The sequence below is a fragment of the Hamadaea sp. genome (genome assembly GCF_013362815.1).
Taxonomy (GTDB): domain Bacteria; phylum Actinomycetota; class Actinomycetes; order Mycobacteriales; family Micromonosporaceae; genus Hamadaea.
This window is the reverse complement of sequence record NZ_JABFVK010000053.1, coordinates 11,306-30,054: the sequence shown is the minus strand read 5'-3', so window position 1 is coordinate 30,054 and position 18,749 is coordinate 11,306. Positions and strand designations below refer to the sequence as shown.

At 70.0% G+C, this 18,749-nt stretch carries 14 protein-coding genes; 11 read left to right on the top strand and 3 right to left on the bottom strand.

Annotation, left to right across the window (positions count from 1 at the left end; all coding sequences use genetic code 11):
- Positions 1 to 65 precede the first annotated feature (65 nt).
- On the bottom strand, positions 66 to 878 hold the full coding sequence (locus HOV77_RS24155) for a DUF6042 family protein (RefSeq protein ID WP_290865353.1): 813 nt from the start codon (positions 876 to 878) through the stop codon (positions 66 to 68).
- 198 nt (positions 879 to 1,076) lie between these two features.
- Between HOV77_RS24155 and HOV77_RS24150 the strand changes: the two genes are divergently transcribed.
- Positions 1,077 to 3,017, top strand: a complete 1,941-nt coding sequence (locus HOV77_RS24150; protein WP_290865351.1) for a cellulase family glycosylhydrolase — start codon at positions 1,077 to 1,079, stop codon at positions 3,015 to 3,017.
- 28 nt (positions 3,018 to 3,045) lie between these two features.
- Here the strand turns inward: HOV77_RS24150 and HOV77_RS24145 are convergent, their stop codons facing one another.
- Entirely contained in the window at positions 3,046 to 4,098 is a 1,053-nt protein-coding gene (locus tag HOV77_RS24145) for a LacI family DNA-binding transcriptional regulator (protein WP_290865349.1), read from the bottom strand.
- A 205-nt stretch (positions 4,099 to 4,303) separates the two neighbouring features.
- Here HOV77_RS24145 and HOV77_RS24140 point away from each other — a divergent pair, with 205 nt between their 5' ends.
- The 5 genes from HOV77_RS24140 to HOV77_RS24120 all read left to right on the top strand — a co-directional run bounded on the left by HOV77_RS24140 (position 4,304) and on the right by HOV77_RS24120 (position 9,794).
- A complete protein-coding gene (locus HOV77_RS24140) occupies positions 4,304 to 5,950 on the top strand; it encodes an ABC transporter substrate-binding protein (protein ID WP_290865347.1) in 1,647 nt (548 codons plus the stop codon).
- Between the two features lie 67 nt (positions 5,951 to 6,017).
- Positions 6,018 to 7,013, top strand: coding sequence for an ABC transporter permease (locus tag HOV77_RS24135; RefSeq protein WP_290865345.1), 996 nt, complete (start codon positions 6,018 to 6,020; stop codon positions 7,011 to 7,013).
- A complete protein-coding gene (locus HOV77_RS24130; protein ID WP_290865343.1) occupies positions 7,010 to 7,891 on the top strand; it encodes an ABC transporter permease in 882 nt (293 codons plus the stop codon). The genes HOV77_RS24135 and HOV77_RS24130 overlap by 4 nt, the downstream gene beginning before the upstream one ends.
- Positions 7,888 to 8,862, top strand: a complete 975-nt coding sequence (locus HOV77_RS24125; protein ID WP_290865341.1) for an ABC transporter ATP-binding protein — start codon at positions 7,888 to 7,890, stop codon at positions 8,860 to 8,862. The genes HOV77_RS24130 and HOV77_RS24125 overlap by 4 nt, the downstream gene beginning before the upstream one ends.
- Complete coding sequence (locus tag HOV77_RS24120) at positions 8,859 to 9,794, top strand: oligopeptide/dipeptide ABC transporter ATP-binding protein (RefSeq protein ID WP_290865339.1); 936 nt, start codon at positions 8,859 to 8,861, stop codon at positions 9,792 to 9,794. The genes HOV77_RS24125 and HOV77_RS24120 overlap by 4 nt, the downstream gene beginning before the upstream one ends.
- Before the next feature lie 110 nt (positions 9,795 to 9,904).
- Here HOV77_RS24120 and HOV77_RS24115 read toward each other — a convergent pair whose 3' ends face one another.
- A complete protein-coding gene (locus HOV77_RS24115) occupies positions 9,905 to 10,156 on the bottom strand; it encodes a Smr/MutS family protein (protein ID WP_290865337.1) in 252 nt (83 codons plus the stop codon).
- 76 nt (positions 10,157 to 10,232) lie between these two features.
- Here HOV77_RS24115 and HOV77_RS24110 point away from each other — a divergent pair, with 76 nt between their 5' ends.
- The 5 genes from HOV77_RS24110 to HOV77_RS24090 all read left to right on the top strand — a co-directional run bounded on the left by HOV77_RS24110 (position 10,233) and on the right by HOV77_RS24090 (position 18,748).
- Positions 10,233 to 11,450, top strand: a complete 1,218-nt coding sequence (locus HOV77_RS24110) for a tetratricopeptide repeat protein (protein ID WP_290865336.1) — start codon at positions 10,233 to 10,235, stop codon at positions 11,448 to 11,450.
- Between the two features lie 177 nt (positions 11,451 to 11,627).
- Positions 11,628 to 14,201, top strand: coding sequence for a fibronectin type III domain-containing protein (locus tag HOV77_RS24105; RefSeq protein WP_290865334.1), 2,574 nt, complete (start codon positions 11,628 to 11,630; stop codon positions 14,199 to 14,201).
- A gap of 49 nt (positions 14,202 to 14,250) precedes the next feature.
- Positions 14,251 to 15,246: an AAA family ATPase gene (locus tag HOV77_RS24100; RefSeq protein WP_290865332.1), complete on the top strand. Its 996-nt coding sequence runs from the start codon at positions 14,251 to 14,253 to the stop codon at positions 15,244 to 15,246.
- Positions 15,247 to 15,260: 14 nt separating this feature from the next.
- On the top strand, positions 15,261 to 16,484 hold the full coding sequence (locus HOV77_RS24095) for a DUF58 domain-containing protein (protein ID WP_290865427.1): 1,224 nt from the start codon (positions 15,261 to 15,263) through the stop codon (positions 16,482 to 16,484).
- Positions 16,478 to 18,748, top strand: a complete 2,271-nt coding sequence (locus HOV77_RS24090; protein ID WP_290865330.1) for a transglutaminase domain-containing protein — start codon at positions 16,478 to 16,480, stop codon at positions 18,746 to 18,748. Before HOV77_RS24095 ends, HOV77_RS24090 begins: the two co-directional genes overlap by 7 nt.
- Position 18,749: the final 1 nt, after the last annotated feature.

Below are 18,749 nucleotides of genomic sequence, written 5' to 3'. Positions count from 1 at the left end.
CACGCCGGTCGATCACGACCGAAAGTTCATGATCGCGGGGAAAACCAGAGGGCAGGGCAGTGCGGTCAGATCATGTGCTCGGGGGCGATCAGTTCGTCCATGTCGTACACCTGGGCCAGCCGGGCGTGGTCGGCCCGGATGACGAACGGGTCGTCGAGGCCGACGGTGAGCAGGCTGACCCCGCGGTCTACCGAGATCCACGACTCCTCGGCGGCGATGAGGTCGAGCGCGAGCCGAGTCGCGGCCGGCGTCAGCCCGATCTCGTCGCCCAACCGGCGCAGGGTCAGCCAGACCGCTTTGCCACCACCGTCCGGGGCCTGTTCCTCGGCCAGCCGGCGCAGCCCGATCCCGGCCAGTACGCCGCGTTCGAGCATCTGCGCAGCGGCCTCTTCGGCTGCTTCTTGCGGAGTGAGCGGGAGGATGTCGAGCGGGTTCGCGGCGAACTGTCCGATCAGCCAGGGTTCGTCGCCGGGCCCGGGGACCAGGTCGAGCACGCCCAAGGCGATCAGGCAGTCGACGAGGTGGCGCAGGGTGAGCGGCACCGGGATGCCCGCCCGCGTGCAGCACTCGGTGAACGTCTCGATCCGCCGCGTACGCGCCTCGACCACCTGGTCGTAGTGCGCGCGCACCTCCTCCTCGGAATGACCGGGCGACTGCTCGTACCACTCCTCGACCGGGCCTGGGTCGCACCACACCGGCTCGTCCCACGGCAGCCCCAGCTCCGGCCGGTCATACCAGGAACGGGGAAAGCGCGGCGGGCCGTCGTCGTCGGGCACCACCCGCAGGCTCGCGACGGCGCACGGCAGCCAGCGCACCCAGGACGGATGCATCGGAGCCAGCCTCCACAGTGGCTGCTCCTCCTCCGGCTCCCAGCTCACGACCTCTCCCCCAGGACCGTCCCTTGTCGTCAGTCGCGAACGGTACCGCAGCCGTCCGACATCGGCGCGGACCAGATTGACTAACCGGTTAAGCGCGACCGCCCGACGCCCCCGCGACAGGGCGGGCATATTGACACTTAAACGGTTCAGTGCTGTGATCGCAGGCACGCCCTTCCCCCACCATCACGGGAGCCCTCCATGCACCGTCCCCTCCAGGTCCTCACCAGTGAGCCGCTGCTCGGCGTCAACTTCTGGTCCCGAGTCGGCGGCCCGCGCATGTGGACGCGCTACGACCCGGCGGTCGTCGCCAAGGAGCTGCAGGTCCTCGCCGATCACGGGCTCACCGTCACCCGGAGCTTCTTCTTCTGGCCGGACGCCATGCCCACCCCGGACCGACTGGACGAAGACGTCATGGCGCGCTTCGCCGACTTCTTGGACCAGCACACCGCTCAAGGGCTGCAGACGATCCCGACGCTGATCGTGGGCCACATGTCCGGGGAGAACTGGGATCCGTCCTGGCGCGGCGGCCGCGACCTCTACAGCGACGTGTGGCTCGTGGGCCGCCAGGCCTGGTTCGCCGAGCAGGTCGCGCGCCGGTTCGCCGGGCATCCGGCGGTCAGCGGCTGGCTGCTGTCCAACGAGATGCCTCTGTACGGCGGGCGCGGGACGGTCGAGACGGTGTCGTCGTGGGCACAACTAGTCGTCGCTGGGCTGCGCGCCGGTGGCGCAACGCAACCGGTCTCGATCGGCGACGGCGCCTGGACGATCGAGCTGAGCGGCGTCGAGAGCGGCTTCCGGCTCGCCGAGCTGGGCCCGTTGCAGGACTGGATCGGCCCGCACGTCTACCCGATGGGCGACGACCAGGTACGCCAGCACTGGCGGGCGGCGTACACCTGTGAACTGGCGCAGGTCGCAGGCAAGCCGGTGGTGCTGGAGGAGTTCGGCGCGTCCAGCGACTTCGTGTCGGACGAGAACGTCGGGCACTGGTACCGGCAGCTGATGCATACGTCGCTGCTCGCCGGGTCGACCGGCTGGGTCGGCTGGAACAACACCGACTTCGACGACCTGTTCGACGAGCCGCCCTACTCGCACCACCCGTTCGAACTGCACTTCGGGGTCACCGACGTGCACGGGCAGCCCAAGGCGTCACTGCGCGAGATGGCGGCGTTCCGGCGGATCCTCGACGCGATCGACCTGCCCCGCTGCGTACGCGAGGACAGCCAGGTCGGGCTGGTGCTCACTTCGCACGCCGACACGGCGTACCAGTTCACCGACGAACGGGAGCGGCGGGTCGCCTTCGGCGCGGTCGAGCAGGCGTACCTCGGTCTTCGGTCGGCCGACCTGCCCCCCGCGCTGATCCGCCAAAGCGATCCGACCGCGGCCGGCGGCATCCCGGACGGCGCGCGGCTCTACGTCCTGCCCAGTCTCAAGCAGCTCACCGCGCCCGGCTGGCGGCGGCTGGAGCAGCTCGCCGCGGCCGGCGCGACGGTTTACGTGTCCTATTGCGACGGAGGCTCCGACAATCAGCGGGGACCCTGGTATGCAGGGGTCGACCGGATCTTCGGCATCCGGCACGAACTTCGCTACGGCTTGGTCGACCGGGTGGACGGCCCGTCCGTCCGGTTCACCGTCACTCAGGACTTCGGCGGGCTGCGTACCGGGGACTCCCTGGAGTTCGCGGTGGGCGGCAACGAGCATCTGCGGGCGTACCTGCCCGTCCAGGCGGTGGATGCCGAGGTGCTCGCGGTGGATCCGAACGGCCGGCCGGCCCTGCTGCGGCGGGCGGTCGGCGACGGCGGGATCGTCTTCTGTGCGTACCCCTTGGAAGCCATGGCGGCCGCGACGCCGCACGTCAACCCGGACTCGACCGGCCGGCTCTATGCCGCGCTGGCCGCGCTCGCGGGCGTGACGCCGGGGGTCCGCGTGGACGACCCACGCGTGTTCGTGGACGCCTTGCGGCACGCGGACGGCGACCGGTTCGTCTGGCTGATCAACGCGGTGGGCGAGCCGGTCACAGCGGTTCCGGTCCGCGCTGACGGCACCCCGGCCGGCCTGCGCGATCTCACCACCGGGCACGAGGTGGCCGAGGCGGATCTCGAGCCCTATGGGGTACGCGTTCTGCGCGACCCGAGCCGGTGATGGCTGACGCGGCGTGAACCGGACGGGCCTAGTCCCGGGGTGGAGCGGTACTGCCCCGGGGCACCAACCTCGGCGTCGCGTCCTGCGCAGTGCCCGACGGGGTGCCGTCGACGATCTCCAGCAGCCGCTCCGCCGCGTGCGACCCGTACGCCGCGATGTCCCGGCTCACCGCGGACAACTGCGGATGCACCAACTGGCACAGCGGCGAGTCGTCCCAGGCGACGACGGACAGCTCCCTGGGGATGTCGACGCCCATCTCGTGCGCCACGGCGACCCCGGCCACCGCCATCACGTCGTTGTCGTAGATCACCGCCGTCGGCACCGGCCGTCGCGACAGCAGCGCCCTGGTCATCCGCGCGCCTTCCTCGCCGGTGTAGTCGGCGTACACCGTGTCGACCTCGGGCAGGCCCAGCCGTTGCGCGGTGGCCGCGACTCCGCGGTCGCGCAGTGCGGTGTGGTAAAGCCCGCGCAGCCCGGCGACCCGGGCGATGCGCCGGTGGCCGAGCGCGGCGAGGTACTCCACGACTTCGGTGACGGCTCCGGTGTCGTCGCTCCAGATGCCGGGCAGGGCGCCCAGGCCCTCGGGCCCGCCGATGACCACGCACGGCATGCCGAGCTGTTCGAGCAGCGGCACCCGGGGGTCGTCGCGGCGCAGGTCGACCAGGATGACGCCGTCGACCCGGCGCTGCGCCCACCATTGCCGGTACGCCGCCATCTCCTTCTCCTGGTCGTCGGTGACCTGGAGCAGCAGCCCGACGTCGCGGGCCGACAGGGTCGCCTCGATGCCGGAGATGAGCTGCATGAAGAAAGATTCGATGCCGAGCGTCCGGGCGGGCCGGTCGACGATCAGGCCGAGTACGCCGGTCCGCCCGTCCGACAGCGCCCGCGCCGCACTGCTCGGATGCCAGCCCAGGTCCCGGGCGATGGCGAGGATCCGCTGGCGCGTCGCGTCGGAGACGCCGGGCTTTCCGTTCAGCGCGTAGGAGACCGCGCCTTTGGAGACGCCGGCCGCCTTGGCGATGTCGCCGATCGTCTTCCGGGGGGCCCCGACCCGGGCCGCGTTGGAGCTGCCGCTGTGCATCGCTCCATCTTGAGACCAAGAACCGGTTAAGGCAAACAGGCTTACGGTCAGCGATCAATGCCGACCTGTCATGAGCTATTGACACTTAAACGGTTCAGTGCTGTGATCGCAGACACCTGACGGTCACCTCCGCGAAACATCCGCCGATATCTGGGAGCGCTTCCCACCCCCCTCACCGGAGTCCCACCCCTCACTGGAGACAGCCATGAGTCTGAGCAGAAGGCAGTTCCTCGGCACCACGGCCGGCGCCGGCATCGCGGCCTTCCTCGCCGCATGCGCGGAGGAGTCGGCCAAGCCACCGGCCGAGCGCATCCTCAACGTGTTCGCCGGCGCCTCGGGCCAGTTCACCGAGAACTTCAACCAGTTCGCCCCGACCCCGCTGAACGGCACTCGCGGTCTCGTCTACGAACCGCTGTTCTTCTTCAACCAGGCCAAGGCCGACGATGTGCAGCCGCTGCTGGCCACCAAGTACGAGTTCGGCGACGGCGGCAAGTCGCTGACCTTCACGCTGCGCGAAGGCGTGCAGTGGAACGACGGCAAGCCGTTCACCGCCGAGGACGTCGCGTTCAACTTCCTCTACCGCAAGAACAACCCGGCGTTGAACGCCAACGGCAGCAACATCGTCGACGCCACGGTGGTCGACGCCAAGACCGTGAAGATCACCTTCAAGGATGCGGTCTACACCGAGCTGTGGAACATCGCGGGCCGCACGTACATGGTTCCCAAGCACGTCTGGGAGCCGATCGCCGACCCGACCAAGGAGGTCAACGCCAACCCGGTCGGCACCGGCCCGTTCGTCAAGGACTCCTTCGCCGCGCAGAGCTACGTGCTCAAGAAGAACCCGAAGTATTGGGACAGCGGCAAGCCGAAGATCGCCGGGCTGCGGTTCTGGTCGTTCACCGGCAACGATGCGGCCACCACGGCGCTCGCCTCCGGCCAGCTCGACTGGGCCGGCATCTTCATCCCGGACATCCAGGGTCAGTTCATCAGCAAGGACTCGGCGCACAACAAGTTCAAGAACGAGTCCTTCCTCTACGTCACGAACCTGATCCCCAACCTGAGCAAGCCGCTGTTCAGCGACCCGGCCGTACGCCAGGCGATCAACGTGGCGCTCGACCGCCCGAAGATCATCAAGCTGGCCTTCGCCGACCTCGGTACGCTCCCCAGTCCGCTGCAACTGGTGGTGCCGACGTTCCAGAGTTACATCTCGCCGAAGCACACGGACGCCAAGGTCGAGTACAACCCGGACAAGGCCAAGCAGCTGCTCGAGAGCGCCGGTTGGGCCAAGGGCCCGGACGGCGTCTACGCCAAGAACGGCAAGAAGCTCAGCTTCTCCTGCAACCTCGTCACGGGCTGGACCGACTACGAAGCCACCATGCAGGTCGTGCAGCAGCTGCTCAAGGAGGTCGGCATCGAGTTCAAGCCGAACGCCTTGTCCTACAACGCCTTCATTGCGGCATTGCAGAGCGGCGACTTCGACATGGCGATCTACAACGCCTGGGGCGGGCCCAGCCCGTACTTCATGTACTACAACATCTGCAGCACCAAGAGCATCCCGCCGGCGAACCAGAACAACGCCCGCTGGAAGAACGCGAAGGTGGACGCGGCGCTGGCCACGATCGCCGCCACCCCGCCGGACCAGCTCGACGCGATCAAGCAGCAGATCTACGCGATCCAGGACGAGATCGTGGCGGACACCCCGTACATCCCGATCCAGCAGTCCAGTTCGCTGGCCGAGTTCCGCACCCTGCACGCCACCGGCTGGCCCTCCGAGGACAACCCGTACGCGCTCGCGCTGCCGTTCTCCGAGCCCGACTGCGGCATCGTCGCCAAGAACCTGAACCCGGCGTAGCAAGACTCGGCCCGGTCCCGACCACCAGAGGGACCGGGCCATGACGCGCGTCTGAAAGGAGGCATGGATGCGATTCGTCCTGCGCAAACTGGGGTTCTACGCGATCGCGGCCTGGGCGGCGATCACCCTCAACTTCTTCATCCCCCGGCTGATCAAGGGCAACCCGGTCGACCTGTTCCTGTCCCGGGTCCAGGCGACCTCACCCCCGCCGCCGGAGTACCGCCGCGCGCTGGAGCTCCAGTTCGGCGTGAGCGACGATCCGCTGTGGGTGCAGTACTTCGGGTATCTGAAGAACCTCGCGCACGGCAACTTCGGCCTGTCGATCACGAACTATCCCGTGCCGGTCAGCACCGTGATCGCGCAGGCCCTCCCCTGGACGCTGGTCCTCGTCGGAGTCAGCCTGACCATCACCGTCGTGCTCGGCGTCGGCCTCGGCGCGCTCGCCGGCTGGAAGCGCGGCACCTGGATCGACGGCCTGATCCCGTCGACGACCTTCCTCGCCGCCATTCCGTACTTCTGGCTGGCGTTGATCCTGCTCTTCCTGCTCGGTTCGACGCTCGGCTGGTTCCCGCTGAACTTCGGTTACGACGTCGCGAACTTCACCGGGCCGGAGGCGAGCGGCGCCTTCCTCGGCAGCGCGATCTACCACGGGACGTTGCCCGCCCTGACGATCGTCCTGTCCGGCGTCGCGGGCTGGATGCTCGGCATGCGCAACATGATGGTGTCGACGATGGCCGAGGACTACGTGGTCATGGCCGAGGCCAAGGGGCTGTCGCCGCGCCGGGTCATGCTCTCCTACGCCGCCCGCAACGCGGTGCTGCCGAGCGTCGCCGGGTTCGCCATCTCCCTCGGCTTCGTGGTGAGCGGCCAGATCGCCACCGAGATCGTCTTCAACTACCCCGGCATCGGGTTCGCCCTCATCCAGGCGGTCAACAGCGCCGACTATCCGCTGATGCAGGGCATCTTCCTGATCATCTCGCTCGCCGTGCTCGGGGCGAACCTGCTGGTCGACCTCGTCTACGGCGTCATCGATCCGCGTACGCGACAGGAGGCTCGCGCGTGACCGCCGTGCTCGCCACTCCCACCGCACCGGTGACCGACGTCCGGCGTACGCGCCGACGGCCGTCCGGCAAGCTCCTGGCGGGCCTCGGCATCGCCGCCGTATTCTTCGTGATCGCCGTCGTCGGGCCGCTGCTGACCGGCGATCCCGAAGCGCTCAGCTACGACCAGCTCCAGAGCCCGTCGGGCGCGCACTGGCTGGGCACCACCAACACCGGGCAGGATGTGCTGGCCCAACTCATGTCGGCCACCCGCGGCTCGCTGACGATCGGCGTACTGGTCGGGGTGTTCGCCACCGCCGTCTCGCTGCTCATCGGGGTCGTCGGCGGTTACCTGGGCGGCTGGCTCGACGAGTCGTTCTCCTTGCTCAGCAACGTCTTCCTGGTCCTGCCCGGACTGCCGCTGGTCATTCTGATCACCGACTACACGCAGACCAAGGGCATCATGATGATCGCGGCGATCATCAGCGTCACGGCCTGGGCCGGGCCGGCGCGCGTACTGCGGGCGCAGACGTTGTCGCTGCGCAACCGCGACTACGTCGACGCCGCCCGGGTCGCCGGGGAACCCGGCTGGCGCATCGTCGTCTTCGAGATCCTGCCCAACCTCGCCCCCATCGTCGCCGCGCAGTTCGTGTTCGCGGTGCTCGGCGGGGTGCTCATCGAGGTCGGGCTCGCCTTCCTCGGGCTGGCCGGCGGAGCTTCCGGTTCCTGGGGCGGAATGCTCTACTACGCGCTCTCCGCGTCGGCGCTCCCCCGTGGCGCGTGGTGGTGGTTCGTGCCGCCCGGTCTGTTCTGCGCGCTGCTCGGCACCGGGTTGTCGCTCATCAACTTCGCCATCGACGAGCGGGTCAACCCGCGGCTGCGCAAGGAGACTGCTCAATGAGCGACGTCGTGTTGAGCGTCCAAGACCTGACCGTCGACTATGGATTGCACGATCCGGTGCGAGCCGTCCGGCAGGTCAGCTTCGACCTGGCCCGGGGCGAAGTGCTCGGCATCGCCGGGGAGAGCGGCTGCGGCAAGTCCACTTTGGCGTACGCCGTGACGCGGTTGCTGCGCCCGCCGGCCCGGCTCACCGGCGGTTCGATCACGTTCACCCGTCCCGGCGAGGATCCCGTCGACGTGCTGTCGCTGGAGGGCGACGCCTTGCGCGCGTTCCGCTGGCGGCGCATCGCGATGGTCTTCCAGTCGGCGATGAACTCCCTGAACCCGGTGATGACCGTACGCAAGCAGCTGGCGGACGTGTTCGCCACGCATGAGCCCGATCTGGGCCGCAAAGCCGTCGAAGCGCGCTGCGAAGAACTTCTCGACCTCGTCGGCATCGACCGGGCACGGCTTTCGGCGTACCCGCATGAACTTTCGGGCGGGATGCGGCAGCGCGTGACCATCGCGATGGCCTTGGCCCTGCGACCGGATGTGATCGTCATGGACGAGCCCACGACGGCGTTGGACGTGGTCGTGCAGCGCGACATCCTGGACGAGATCGACCGGTTGCGCGAGCTGTTCGGCTTCGCGGTCGTCTTCATCACCCACGACCTGTCGCTGTTGCTGGAGATCAGCGACCGGCTGGCGGTGATGTACGCGGGCCGGTTCGTGGAGACGGGGACCTCGCGGCAGATCCTCGACAACCCGCAGCATCCCTACACGCAGGGCCTGCTGCGGTCGTTCCCGAGTCTGCGCGGCGATCGTGAAGCGCTGCGCGGCATCCCCGGTACGCCGCCCGACCTGGCCCGGCTCACGGGCGGCTGCCCGTTCGCCCCCCGCTGCCCGCACGCGTTCGAGCCCTGTACGCACGAGCCGGAACTGCTGGACGGAGTGGCGTGCCACTTGTTCTCCTCGAAGGCGGTAGCAGCGTGACGACACTGGACGTAGAGCACCTGAGCAAGGTCTTCACCGTGCGCGACCAGGGGCGTCGTTCCCGGCTCACCGCGGTCGACGACGTCTCGTTCTCGCTGCGGTCGGGCGAGACCGTGGCGCTGGTCGGGGAGAGCGGCAGCGGCAAGTCGACGATCGCGCGGATGCTGGCCCGGCTGACCCGGCCCACCTCGGGACGCATCCTGCTCGACGGGCGGGCACCGGGACCCAAGCGCGCGTATCGCGGGCAGGTCCAGATGGTGTTCCAGGATCCGTTCGCCTCACTGAACCCGGCCCATTCGATCGGCTATCACCTGCGGCGGCCGCTCCTGCTGCACGGCCGGACGCGCCGGGCTTCAGCGAGCGACGGCGCGGTGGACCTGCTGCGCCGAGTCAATCTGACCCCGCCGGAGCAGGTCGCCCGCCGCTATCCGCACGAACTGTCGGGCGGGCAGCGCCAGCGGGTGGCCATCGCCCGCGCGCTGGCTCCCGGGCCGCGCATCCTGCTCGCCGACGAGCCGGTATCGATGCTCGACGTCTCCATCCGGCTGGAGATCCTGCACCTGATCGACGAGCTGAAGCGGGAGGAGGACCTGGCCGTTCTCTACGTCACGCACGACCTCGCCACCGCGCGGTACTTCGCGACCTCGATCATGGTCATGTACCGGGGCCAGATCGTCGAAAGCGGGCCCAGCGACGACGTCATCCTGCGGCCCGCGCACCCCTACACCCAGCTGCTCGCGGCGGCGGCTCCCGATCCGGCCACGGTCCGCCCGGCTCGGGATTCCCTGGTCGTACGCGGCGGGAAGCCACCCGCCACCGGCTGTCTCTTCCGTAACCGATGCCCGCACGCGATGCCCTCGTGCTCCTCGGCGGTACCTACGGTCGCCGTCGGCGGCTCCTCGTCGCACTCCGCTCGGTGCCTACTGCTCTAGTTTTTTGCCTTTGTTGGCGCTGCCTTTTGTTGGCGCTGGATCAGGGTTCTCGGTCGAATCTTGCGGGGTGATTCGACCCGGATCCCTGATCCGGCGCTCCCGTCAGCCGGTCAGTGCCGGAAATGCACGAAGATCCGGCCGAAGTTCTTGGAGTCCTTCTCGACCCGGTGGTACAGCGCCTTGATCTCCTTCTGATCGAGGAAGCGCAGGACCTTCTTCTTGAGCTGGCCGGAGCCCTTCCCCGGGATGATCTCCACCAGGGCGGCCTTCTTCGCGATCGCCTCGCGCACGATGCCGTTGAGCGCGCGATCGATCTCGCCGCCCTTGTTGTAGATGTCGTGCAGGTCCAATACGAGCTTCATCACCGACTAGCTTATCCGCCGCCACCCTGTGGACGACGGGCTGGTGAATATCGCGCCGACGCGGCAGCATGTACGCGTGCCGCAGCCGACTCACCTACCCGAAGTCTGGGCGCAGGCCCGTGCCCTGCGCGACCGAGGCGACCTCGCCTCGGCCCGAATGCTGCTGGAGGACAGCCTCGACAGCGCCACTTTCCAGTACGGGGAGGATCATCCGGACATTCTGGCCACGGCACTCCTCCTGGCGACGTTGCATCGGCGGGCCGCCGACCTGTCCACGGCTCGGCGCGTACTCGAGGAGGCGTTGCAGGCCGGTTCATTGCGCCTCGACGCGTCGGAACCGGTGCTGCTCCGGATCAGCTTCGAGCTCGCGAGCGTCGCCGACCAGCTGGGCAACAAGCACGAGGCGCGTAAGCACTACGGCCGGGTGGCGGCCCACGGCGTCGGCGTCGAAGGACTCCAGGACCAGGTACGCGAAGCGGTCACCTGGCTCGGCCCGCAGACGCCGCCGAGTCCGGCGTACGCCCAGCCGCACAGCCCGGCACCCGGCGTTCTCGCCGTGCCGACCGGACCCGCCGTGCCGACCGGACCTGCGGTGTCGGCCGGACCCCACCCGGCGTTGCCGCAGAACAGCCCGGCGCGGGCCGATCAGGGGCCCGGAGCCGCGCTCGTGGAGCGGACCGAGATGCTGCCCGCCCCGGTGCAGCACGCGCCGCTGCCGTCGCTCAGCGGCCCCGTCCGGTACGCCGAATCGCCGCGCGACGAAATCGCCGTCCGGGAACCGATCGCGCCGCCGCCGGTGCCGATGGTCCAGCCGTCGCAGGTGTTCACGGCCACCCCGTCGGTCATCGTGGAGAAGCGCGGCCGGGGCGCGATGGTGGCAGCGGTCGCCGCCGCCCTCGTCGCGGTGGTCGCCGCCGGTGTCGTGGTGGTCCTGATGCTGAACCGGGGCGCTGATCCGACCGGCCCGGGTCCGCAGACGGCGGAGTCGCAGCAGCAGTCGCAGGCCGCGCGCGGCCCGGCCACCAACCTGACGATCAGCGACCGGGGCGACTCCATCACGCTGCGGTGGACCGATCCCGCCGGCGGTTCGGCCGGATTCGCCGTGAAGATGGGCGCGAGCCGGGACACGATGAAGCTCGTCACCGGCAACCTCGGCGCGAAGCCCACTTTCACGATCACCGGACTCAATGCCAAGTTCGCCTATTGTTTCAGCGTCGTGACGATTTACTCCGGCTCGGAGATCTACGAATCGACTCCCGTATGCACGACGCGCAGTAGCGCCAAGGCCAGCTGAGCAGCGGTTCGCACCGTCCTCCGGAACCTTCGGTCAGGAGGGGCGACATTGTCCACAGCCGGACAACCGCGCCTTTTCGATGTCGGCCGTGGGACCTATGATGACGTCCGGCTTCAGGGAGGAACGCCGTGACGAGCGCAGCCGGCTGTGCCGGCTCGCGAATGGGGAGGGCGAACCATGGTCGATCTGTCACCCGGCGCCATCGGACGACGTGCCCGCACCAAGGGCGGCATCGTCACGATCGCGACGGTACTGGCCCTGGTCGCAGGGGTGGCGTTGACGTGGTTCGGGCTGGGGGCCAAGGACCACGCGGCGGCGAACTACGACTCTAGTTCGTGGCTGTGGAGCTCGCTCAAGGGCGAGATGGCCCGGGTCAACGGCGTGACCGGCCGGGTCGACACCCGGATGGGCGTGCCGAACACCGCGGGTCACACGATGCAGGTCAGCCAGACCGACCGCTACCTCGTGCTGCGCGACGTCAACACGGGCAAGCTCAACGCCTTCGACCTCGCGACGTTGCAGTCCTCGGGCACCGCGGCGAGCACCTCCGGCCTCGGTGTGACGGTTGCGCTCAACGGCGACGCCGCGTTCCTCATCGACCCGGCGCAAGGTGTCGTACGCCAGATCGACCCCCGGACGCTGGCCGGCATCGGCGAGCCCATCCACTTCCCGCCGGGCATCACGGGCGGCACGTTCGACGGCAAGGGCCGGCTCTGGATCGCCATCCCCGAGGAGGGGACGATCGCCGCGATCGAGCCGACCGGGCCGCTGCCGTCGGCGGGCGGCGCGGGCGGAGCCGCCTCCCCGACCCGGGTGAAGACGGTGACCGTCGCCGACCGGAGCCACGACCTCGTCGTCTCCACTCTCGACAGTGGCGTCGCCGTCCTCGACCGCACCAACGGCAAGCTGACCACGGTGATCGACGAGCACCAGCGCCAGGTCGGCCTCGATCTCCAGGGCACCGGATCGCTGCCGGGCCGGACCAACGGTCCCGACGTCCCCGTGACGGTGGTCGACGGCCGGCACGTCTTCGTCGTCGCGGGCGAGAAGGTCAGCGACTTCACCGTGCCGGGGGCCGGTGCGAAGCTCAAGCCCGCCGTCGCCTGGTCGGGCCGCTTCTACATCGCCGATGAGACCAACGGCGCGATCTACGTCCTCGACCGCGACGGCAAGCTGCTCGACACCATCGCCTTCAAGGAGGCCAACGGGCCGATCGACCTGGAGGTCCGGGAGAACCGGCTGTTCATCAATGCCCCGAACGCCGCGTCGGCGCGAGTCGTCGACGACAACGGCAACGTGAAGATCGTCGACAAGTTCGTCAACGACGTCCTCGGCGGCGACCCGCCGAAGCTGCCGCCGCCTCCGCCGCCCACGCCGCCGGTCGGCAAGCCGGGCGCGGTCAAGAACCTCAAGGCGGTCGCGGGCAACACGCAGGCCCGGGTCACCTGGGGCCGGGCGCCGGAGAACGGCTCGCCCGTCCTCAAGTACGTCGTGGAGGGCAACGGGCAGACCTTCGAGGTCGGGGCCGACCAGCGGTCGCTGGTGATCACCGGGTTGACGAACGGGCAGAAGTACAGCTTCACGGTGTGGGCGGTCAACGCCAAGGGCTCCGGGCCGAAGCGTACGAGCAACACCGTGACGCCGAGTTTCGAGGTTCCCGATCCTCCGCTCACCGTCAAGGCGGTCGAGAAGCCGGACGGCACCGTGGCGGTCACCTGGGACAAGGCCAACGGCCAGGGTCACACCATCGCCCGCTACGAGGTGACGGCGGTGTCCAGCGGATCCAACGCGCCGATCGGCACCGCCACGACGAACGCCCTGACCATCAAGGCGGGCGACCTCGAGTACGGCACCCAGTACACGTTCACCGTGATCACCGTGAACGACATCGGCGTCGCCTCGAAGGCGTCGGTGGTCAGCAACACGGTCGTCCCCTTCACCAAGCCGGCCGCCGTGAAGAGCCTGTCGGCGGCCACGGTGACCAGCGCCAAGGGCACCATCAAGGTGAGCTGGACGCCCGGGTCGGACAACGGCCGCCCGATCACCGAGTACCAGGTGACGGTCAACGGCACCACGAAGTCCACGACGGGACTGAGCCTGACCTGGAACGGGCTGGCCGACGGGGCCACCGTTCAGGTCTCCGTGGTCGCGGTCAACGAGGCGGGCGTCGGCCCGGCCGCGAAGACGACGGCGAAGACCCTCGCCGCCCCGGTACGCAGCGCAGAGAACGCCAGCGCCACGTACTCGGCGGTGGCCGTCGCCGCGACGTTCACCGGTGACGCCGTCACCTGCAAGCTGACCGTCTCCGGGCAGGCCGCGGCGACCGACACCTCCTGCGCCAACGGCACCAAGCTCTCCGTCGGGGTGAACCGGGCCGACAAGGCGTACTCGTGGACCCTGGTGGTCAGCAACGCCGCCGGCTCCTACACCGCGACCGGGACGACCCGGACGCTGAAGATGTCCGCCACCGCGCAGTGCAACGGCTGCTCCGAGGGCATCTACGAGTACAAGGACGACGGCGGCTCGATCTACCTCCGGCAGGACAACGGCTGCTGCGACAACGGCGTCTACCACCGCGACGGCACCTCGGTGAACCCCGTCTGCGGGGCCTCCGGCGACAGCATCTACGCCGCCGGGGAGAACAACAACAAGCGCAGCTCGAACTGGGTCATGGTCAACGATCCGTATTACATCCCGATCGCGTACACCGACATCTCCGAGTCAGACTTCAGCAATCTGCCGTCCTGTTGACGCCTGACCACGACCGCTACGACAAGCACTACGACACACGAGGGACGACGTGAATCAGCCCCAGCCGCCGCTGACCCCCGCACAGGTCACCGCCTTCGCCGACCTGTCGGCCCGGCTCACCGGAGCCGTCGGGACGGTGGTCCTCGGCAAGCCCGAGGTGGTGCGGCTAGGGCTGATCTGCCTGTTCGCGCAGGGGCACGTGCTGCTGGAGGACGTGCCCGGCGTCGGCAAGACGACGCTGGCCCGGGCCATGGCCAGCGCCGTGCAGGGGCAGTGGCGGCGCGTTCAGTTCACGCCCGACCTGCTGCCCTCGGACGTCACCGGTGTGACGATCTTCAACCAGGCGACACGCGGGTTCGAGTTCCACCCGGGCCCGATCTTCGCCAACATCGTGATCGCCGACGAGATCAACCGCGCCTCGCCGAAGACGCAGTCGGCGCTGCTGGAGGTCATGGAGGAGCGCACGGTCACCGTCGACGGCGTACGCCACGCGGTGCCGCGCCCGTTCCTGGTGGTGGCCACGCAGAACCCGGTCGAGATGGACGGCACCTATCGGCTGCCGGAGGCTCAGCTCGACCGGTTCCTCATGAAGCTGTCCGTCGGCTACCCCAGCGAGCTGGTCGAGATCGAGGTGCTGCGCGGGGCCAACCTCCGCTCGCCGGAGGCCATCGAGCCGATCTGCACCACCGACACCATCGCCGAGGCGATCCGGCTGGCCCAGCGGGTGCACACGGCCGATCCGCTCTACGCGTACGCCGTGCGGCTGGCCGCCGCCACCCGGGAGCACAAGCACGTCCGCGTCGGGGTCAGTCCCCGCGGCGTGATCGCGCTGACCCGCGCGGCCGCGGCGTACGCCTTGACCGAGGGCCGGGGCTTCGTGCTGCCCGAGGACTTCAAGGCGCTCGTGGAGCCGGTGTTCGCCCACCGCATCCTGCTGACTGCGGACGCGCAGCTGCGTGGGGTGACGGCAGCCGAGGTGCTTCAGGACGCGATCGAGTCGGTGCCGGTGCCGTTGCCCGGTCAGGCTGACACGCGGTCCCGATGAGGTTCGCGGCTCGCCTGCCGATCACGCCGCGGGGCTTGGGCCTGGGCGTCGGCGGGGTGCTGCTGGCCCTGACCGGAATCCGGTTCGGCTATCCCGAACTGGTGGTCGTGGGCGCGACGGCGTTCGTCGCGATCGGCTGCGCGCTGGCCTACGGCGTGTGGCGGCCGCGACTGGAGGTGGCCCGTTCGGTCGACCCCGATCGGGTCGGCCGTGGCGAGGGCAGCCACGTGATTCTGACCGTACGCAACACCAGCCGGCTGCTGGCGGCCAGTCTGGTCGCCGAGGACTCCTGCGGCCGGCTGAGCGGAGACGGGCAGACCGTGCACGACAAGGTCGCCGTAGCCGTCCCGGTGCTGCGCCTGCGGGCCGGGGCGACCATGGACGTCGGCTATCCGGTGCCGACCGGGCGGCGGGGAGTCATCCAGGTCGGCCCGTTGCGGGTGACCCGGCGCGATCCCCTGGGCCTGCTGTCGCTGGGCCGCGACCACGGCGGCTCGGCCTCGATCTGGGTGCATCCGCGCATCCATCCGCTCCAGGCGGTCCCGGCGGGGGTCAGCCGGAGCATGGACGGCCGCATCGACCGGGTGCCGCACGGCAGCATCACCTTCGACGCGCTGCGCGAATACGTCATCGGCGACGAGCTGCGGCACGTGCATTGGCGTACCAGCGCGAAGGTCGGCGAGCTGATGGTCCGCGAGCACCTCGACACCAGCCTGCCTCGCATCGTCGTGCTGCTGGACGACCGGTCCGGGTCGTACGCCGCCCCCGCGCTGCCCGACGGCGAGATCGCCGCGTTCGAGGCGGCGTGCGAGGCGGCCGCGTCGGTGATCGCGGCGGCGGTCCGCGAGGACCTTCCGGTCGTCCTGCACACCGTCGGCGGCCGGGCCGTCGCCGGGCATCGCGGCAGCGCTCAGGCGCAGCTCGACGCGCTCGCCGAGGTCACTCCGTCGGCTACCGCCGATGCGGCAGACACTGTGGACAGTCGGCTCGCCAACGCCGCCAACCGGCTGCGTCAGCACCGCCCCGGTGACACGCTCGTCTACCTGACCGGCACGGGCGGTGTCGCCGATCTCGGGCTCGTCGGAGCGCTCCGGGGGGCCTTCCCCACCGTGGTCACCGGCATCCTCGGCCCGATCACGCCGGACGAGCCTCAGCCGGGCGGAGCCGGGATGCTCTTCCTGCGGGCCGAGGACGGCGTCGAGTTCGCCGCCGAGTGGGAGGGGGTCGGCCGATGGTGAGGCTGGTCCGCGCACTCGGCGTACCGGTGGTGCTGGCCGGGATGATCGTCCTGGCGGGCTGGACGCTCGGCGAGATCTACGACGGTCCGCTGCTGTTCCAGTTGGTCGCCGGGGCCGGCGTCGCCAGCGTCCTGCTCTCCGTGGCGGTACGCCGCCTGCCTTCGTGGATCGACGCGCCGGTGTCGGTGCTCGGGCTGGCCGGCTATCTGGCCCTGGCGGTGTGGCTGTCCGCCCAGCAGGCCGACGTCCCCGGCAGCCTGCCCGACGTCGCCGCCGACGCCGTGGCCAACGGCATACCCCGGCTGCTGACCGCGCTCGTGCCGGTCGCGCCGCAGCCCGACACCGTCGTCATTCCGGTCATCGCAGCCTGGCTCGCCGGGCTCACCTCCGCCGAACTGGCCGGCCGTGCCCGCCGGACGCTGCTGAGCCTGCTGCCGCCGACGCTGCTCTACGGCGGCGCGTTGTTCCTGGTCGGACCCCATCGGGGCGGGCCGGCCACCGGGATCGTCTTCGGCGGACTGGCCATCGCCGCCCTCGCCCTGACCGGCACCAGCGCCGCCCGGGCCGCCGCGCCCGATCCGGTGCGGACCGACCGGGTCGACGCCGTCACCCGGCGCGCGTTGCAGGTCCGGGCCGCCGTCGCCGCGCTCGCCGGAGTCACCGTCATCGTGGCCGTCGCGGCGCTGCTCGGGCCGGGTCTGGCCGGCGTAGTCGACAAGCCGCCGGTGGATCCGCGTGCATACGTGACGCCGCCCCAGCTCGACGCGCTCGACCAGAATCCGCTGATTCGGCTCTCCGGCTGGGCGGTCAACCCGACCGAGCACCTGCTCGACACCAACCTCAGCGCCGACAGCGCGATCCGGCTCGCGGTGCTGCCCGACTACGACGGGGTGACCTGGCACGTCTCCGGGGACTATCGGCCCGCCGCGCGTACGCTGCCGTCGCCGCCCGCTCCCCCGGCCGCCGCGCCCGGGGCGGAGCAGGCCGTCGCGAAGGACGCCACCATCTCCCAGGAGATCACGGTGGTCGGGCTCGCCGGCAAACTCCTGCCCGCGGTCGCCAGCGCTCGCCGCGTGGACGGCCTGCGGGTCAGCATCGACGTCGACAGCGGCACGCTCATGCTGCCCACCGGCCTCACGCCAGGCATGTCGTACGCCGTGACGTCGGTGCAGACGGTGCCGGACGAGAACACCCTGCCCATGGCGGACGTGCCGACCGGACCGGAGGTCAGCCGATACCTGGCCGTCGGCAGCGGCACCCTGCCGGAGCGGATGCAGCAGCTCGCCCAGCGCCTGTCCGCCGACAACTCCGCGGCTTACGCCCGAGCCTCGGCGATCGAGCAGTTCCTGGCGACCCACTACCGCCTCGACAGCGGGGCGCCGAGCGGCCATGCCCTGCCCAACCTCGACTACTTCCTGTTCGGCGACAAGACGGGCTACGGCGGCGGGAAGGGCACTGCGGAGCAGTTCGCCGCGGCGTACGCCGTTCTCGCCCGCATGATGGGCCTGCCCGCCCGGGTGGTCGTCGGGTTCCACGCCAAGAAGGGCGCCGCCCAGGTGCTCGCCTCCGACGCGTACGCCTGGCCGGAGGTCCTGTTCGCGGGCGTGGGCTGGGTTGCGTTCGATCCACTGCCCCGCCCGGGTCAGCAGCCTGAACCGCTGGAGGAGCAGTTCAAGCCCAAGCCGGAGCCGTCGACCGAGCCGCCGACGCAGGAGCCGCTGCCCACCGAGTCGGTGTCTGCCTCGGCGGCGGCGCGGTCCGGTGCAAGCGGATCGGCGGCAGCGGCCGGATCGGTGGTGCCGATGGTCGGCGCGGGCGCGGGTGGGCTCGTCGTCCTGATCCTGGTCGGTTCGGTGCTGACGCTGCTGATCGCCCGCCGGGGTCTGCGCCGACGACGGCTCGACGAGGGCAGCCCGGCCGATCGGGTGGCCGGCGCTTGGCTCGAGGTCTCCGACGCGTTGCGGCTGGCCGGGCAGGGCAGTCCCCGACATCTGACCGCGGCGGAGGTGGTTGCCTTCGCCGGGGAGGCGGCCGCACCACCGGGCCGCAAACACGTGCGGCTGCCGGCTCCCCGGCTCGACGACCTCGCCGGGCTGGTCAACGCGGCCGAGTTCAGTGCGGGACGGCTGGCGGAAGACGACGCCCACCGGGCTCGCGCCAGCGCCACGGCGTACGTCGGGGAGCTTCGCGCCCGCCGTTCGTGGTGGCGGCGGCTCATCTGGTCCATTCATCCGGGGCCACTGCGGTGGCATCGGCGAGGATAAG

Coding starts and splice junctions, on each gene's coding strand:
- HOV77_RS24140 (WP_290865347.1), top strand. CDS start 4,304: ATGAGTCTGAGCAGAAGGCAGTTCCTCGGCACCACGGCCGGCGCCGGC.
- HOV77_RS24145 (WP_290865349.1), bottom strand. CDS start 4,098: ATGCACAGCGGCAGCTCCAACGCGGCCCGGGTCGGGGCCCCCCGGAAG.
- HOV77_RS24125 (WP_290865341.1), top strand. CDS start 7,888: ATGAGCGACGTCGTGTTGAGCGTCCAAGACCTGACCGTCGACTATGGA.
- HOV77_RS24135 (WP_290865345.1), top strand. CDS start 6,018: ATGCGATTCGTCCTGCGCAAACTGGGGTTCTACGCGATCGCGGCCTGG.
- HOV77_RS24150 (WP_290865351.1), top strand. CDS start 1,077: ATGCACCGTCCCCTCCAGGTCCTCACCAGTGAGCCGCTGCTCGGCGTC.
- HOV77_RS24090 (WP_290865330.1), top strand. CDS start 16,478: ATGGTGAGGCTGGTCCGCGCACTCGGCGTACCGGTGGTGCTGGCCGGG.
- HOV77_RS24115 (WP_290865337.1), bottom strand. CDS start 10,156: ATGAAGCTCGTATTGGACCTGCACGACATCTACAACAAGGGCGGCGAG.
- HOV77_RS24105 (WP_290865334.1), top strand. CDS start 11,628: ATGGTCGATCTGTCACCCGGCGCCATCGGACGACGTGCCCGCACCAAG.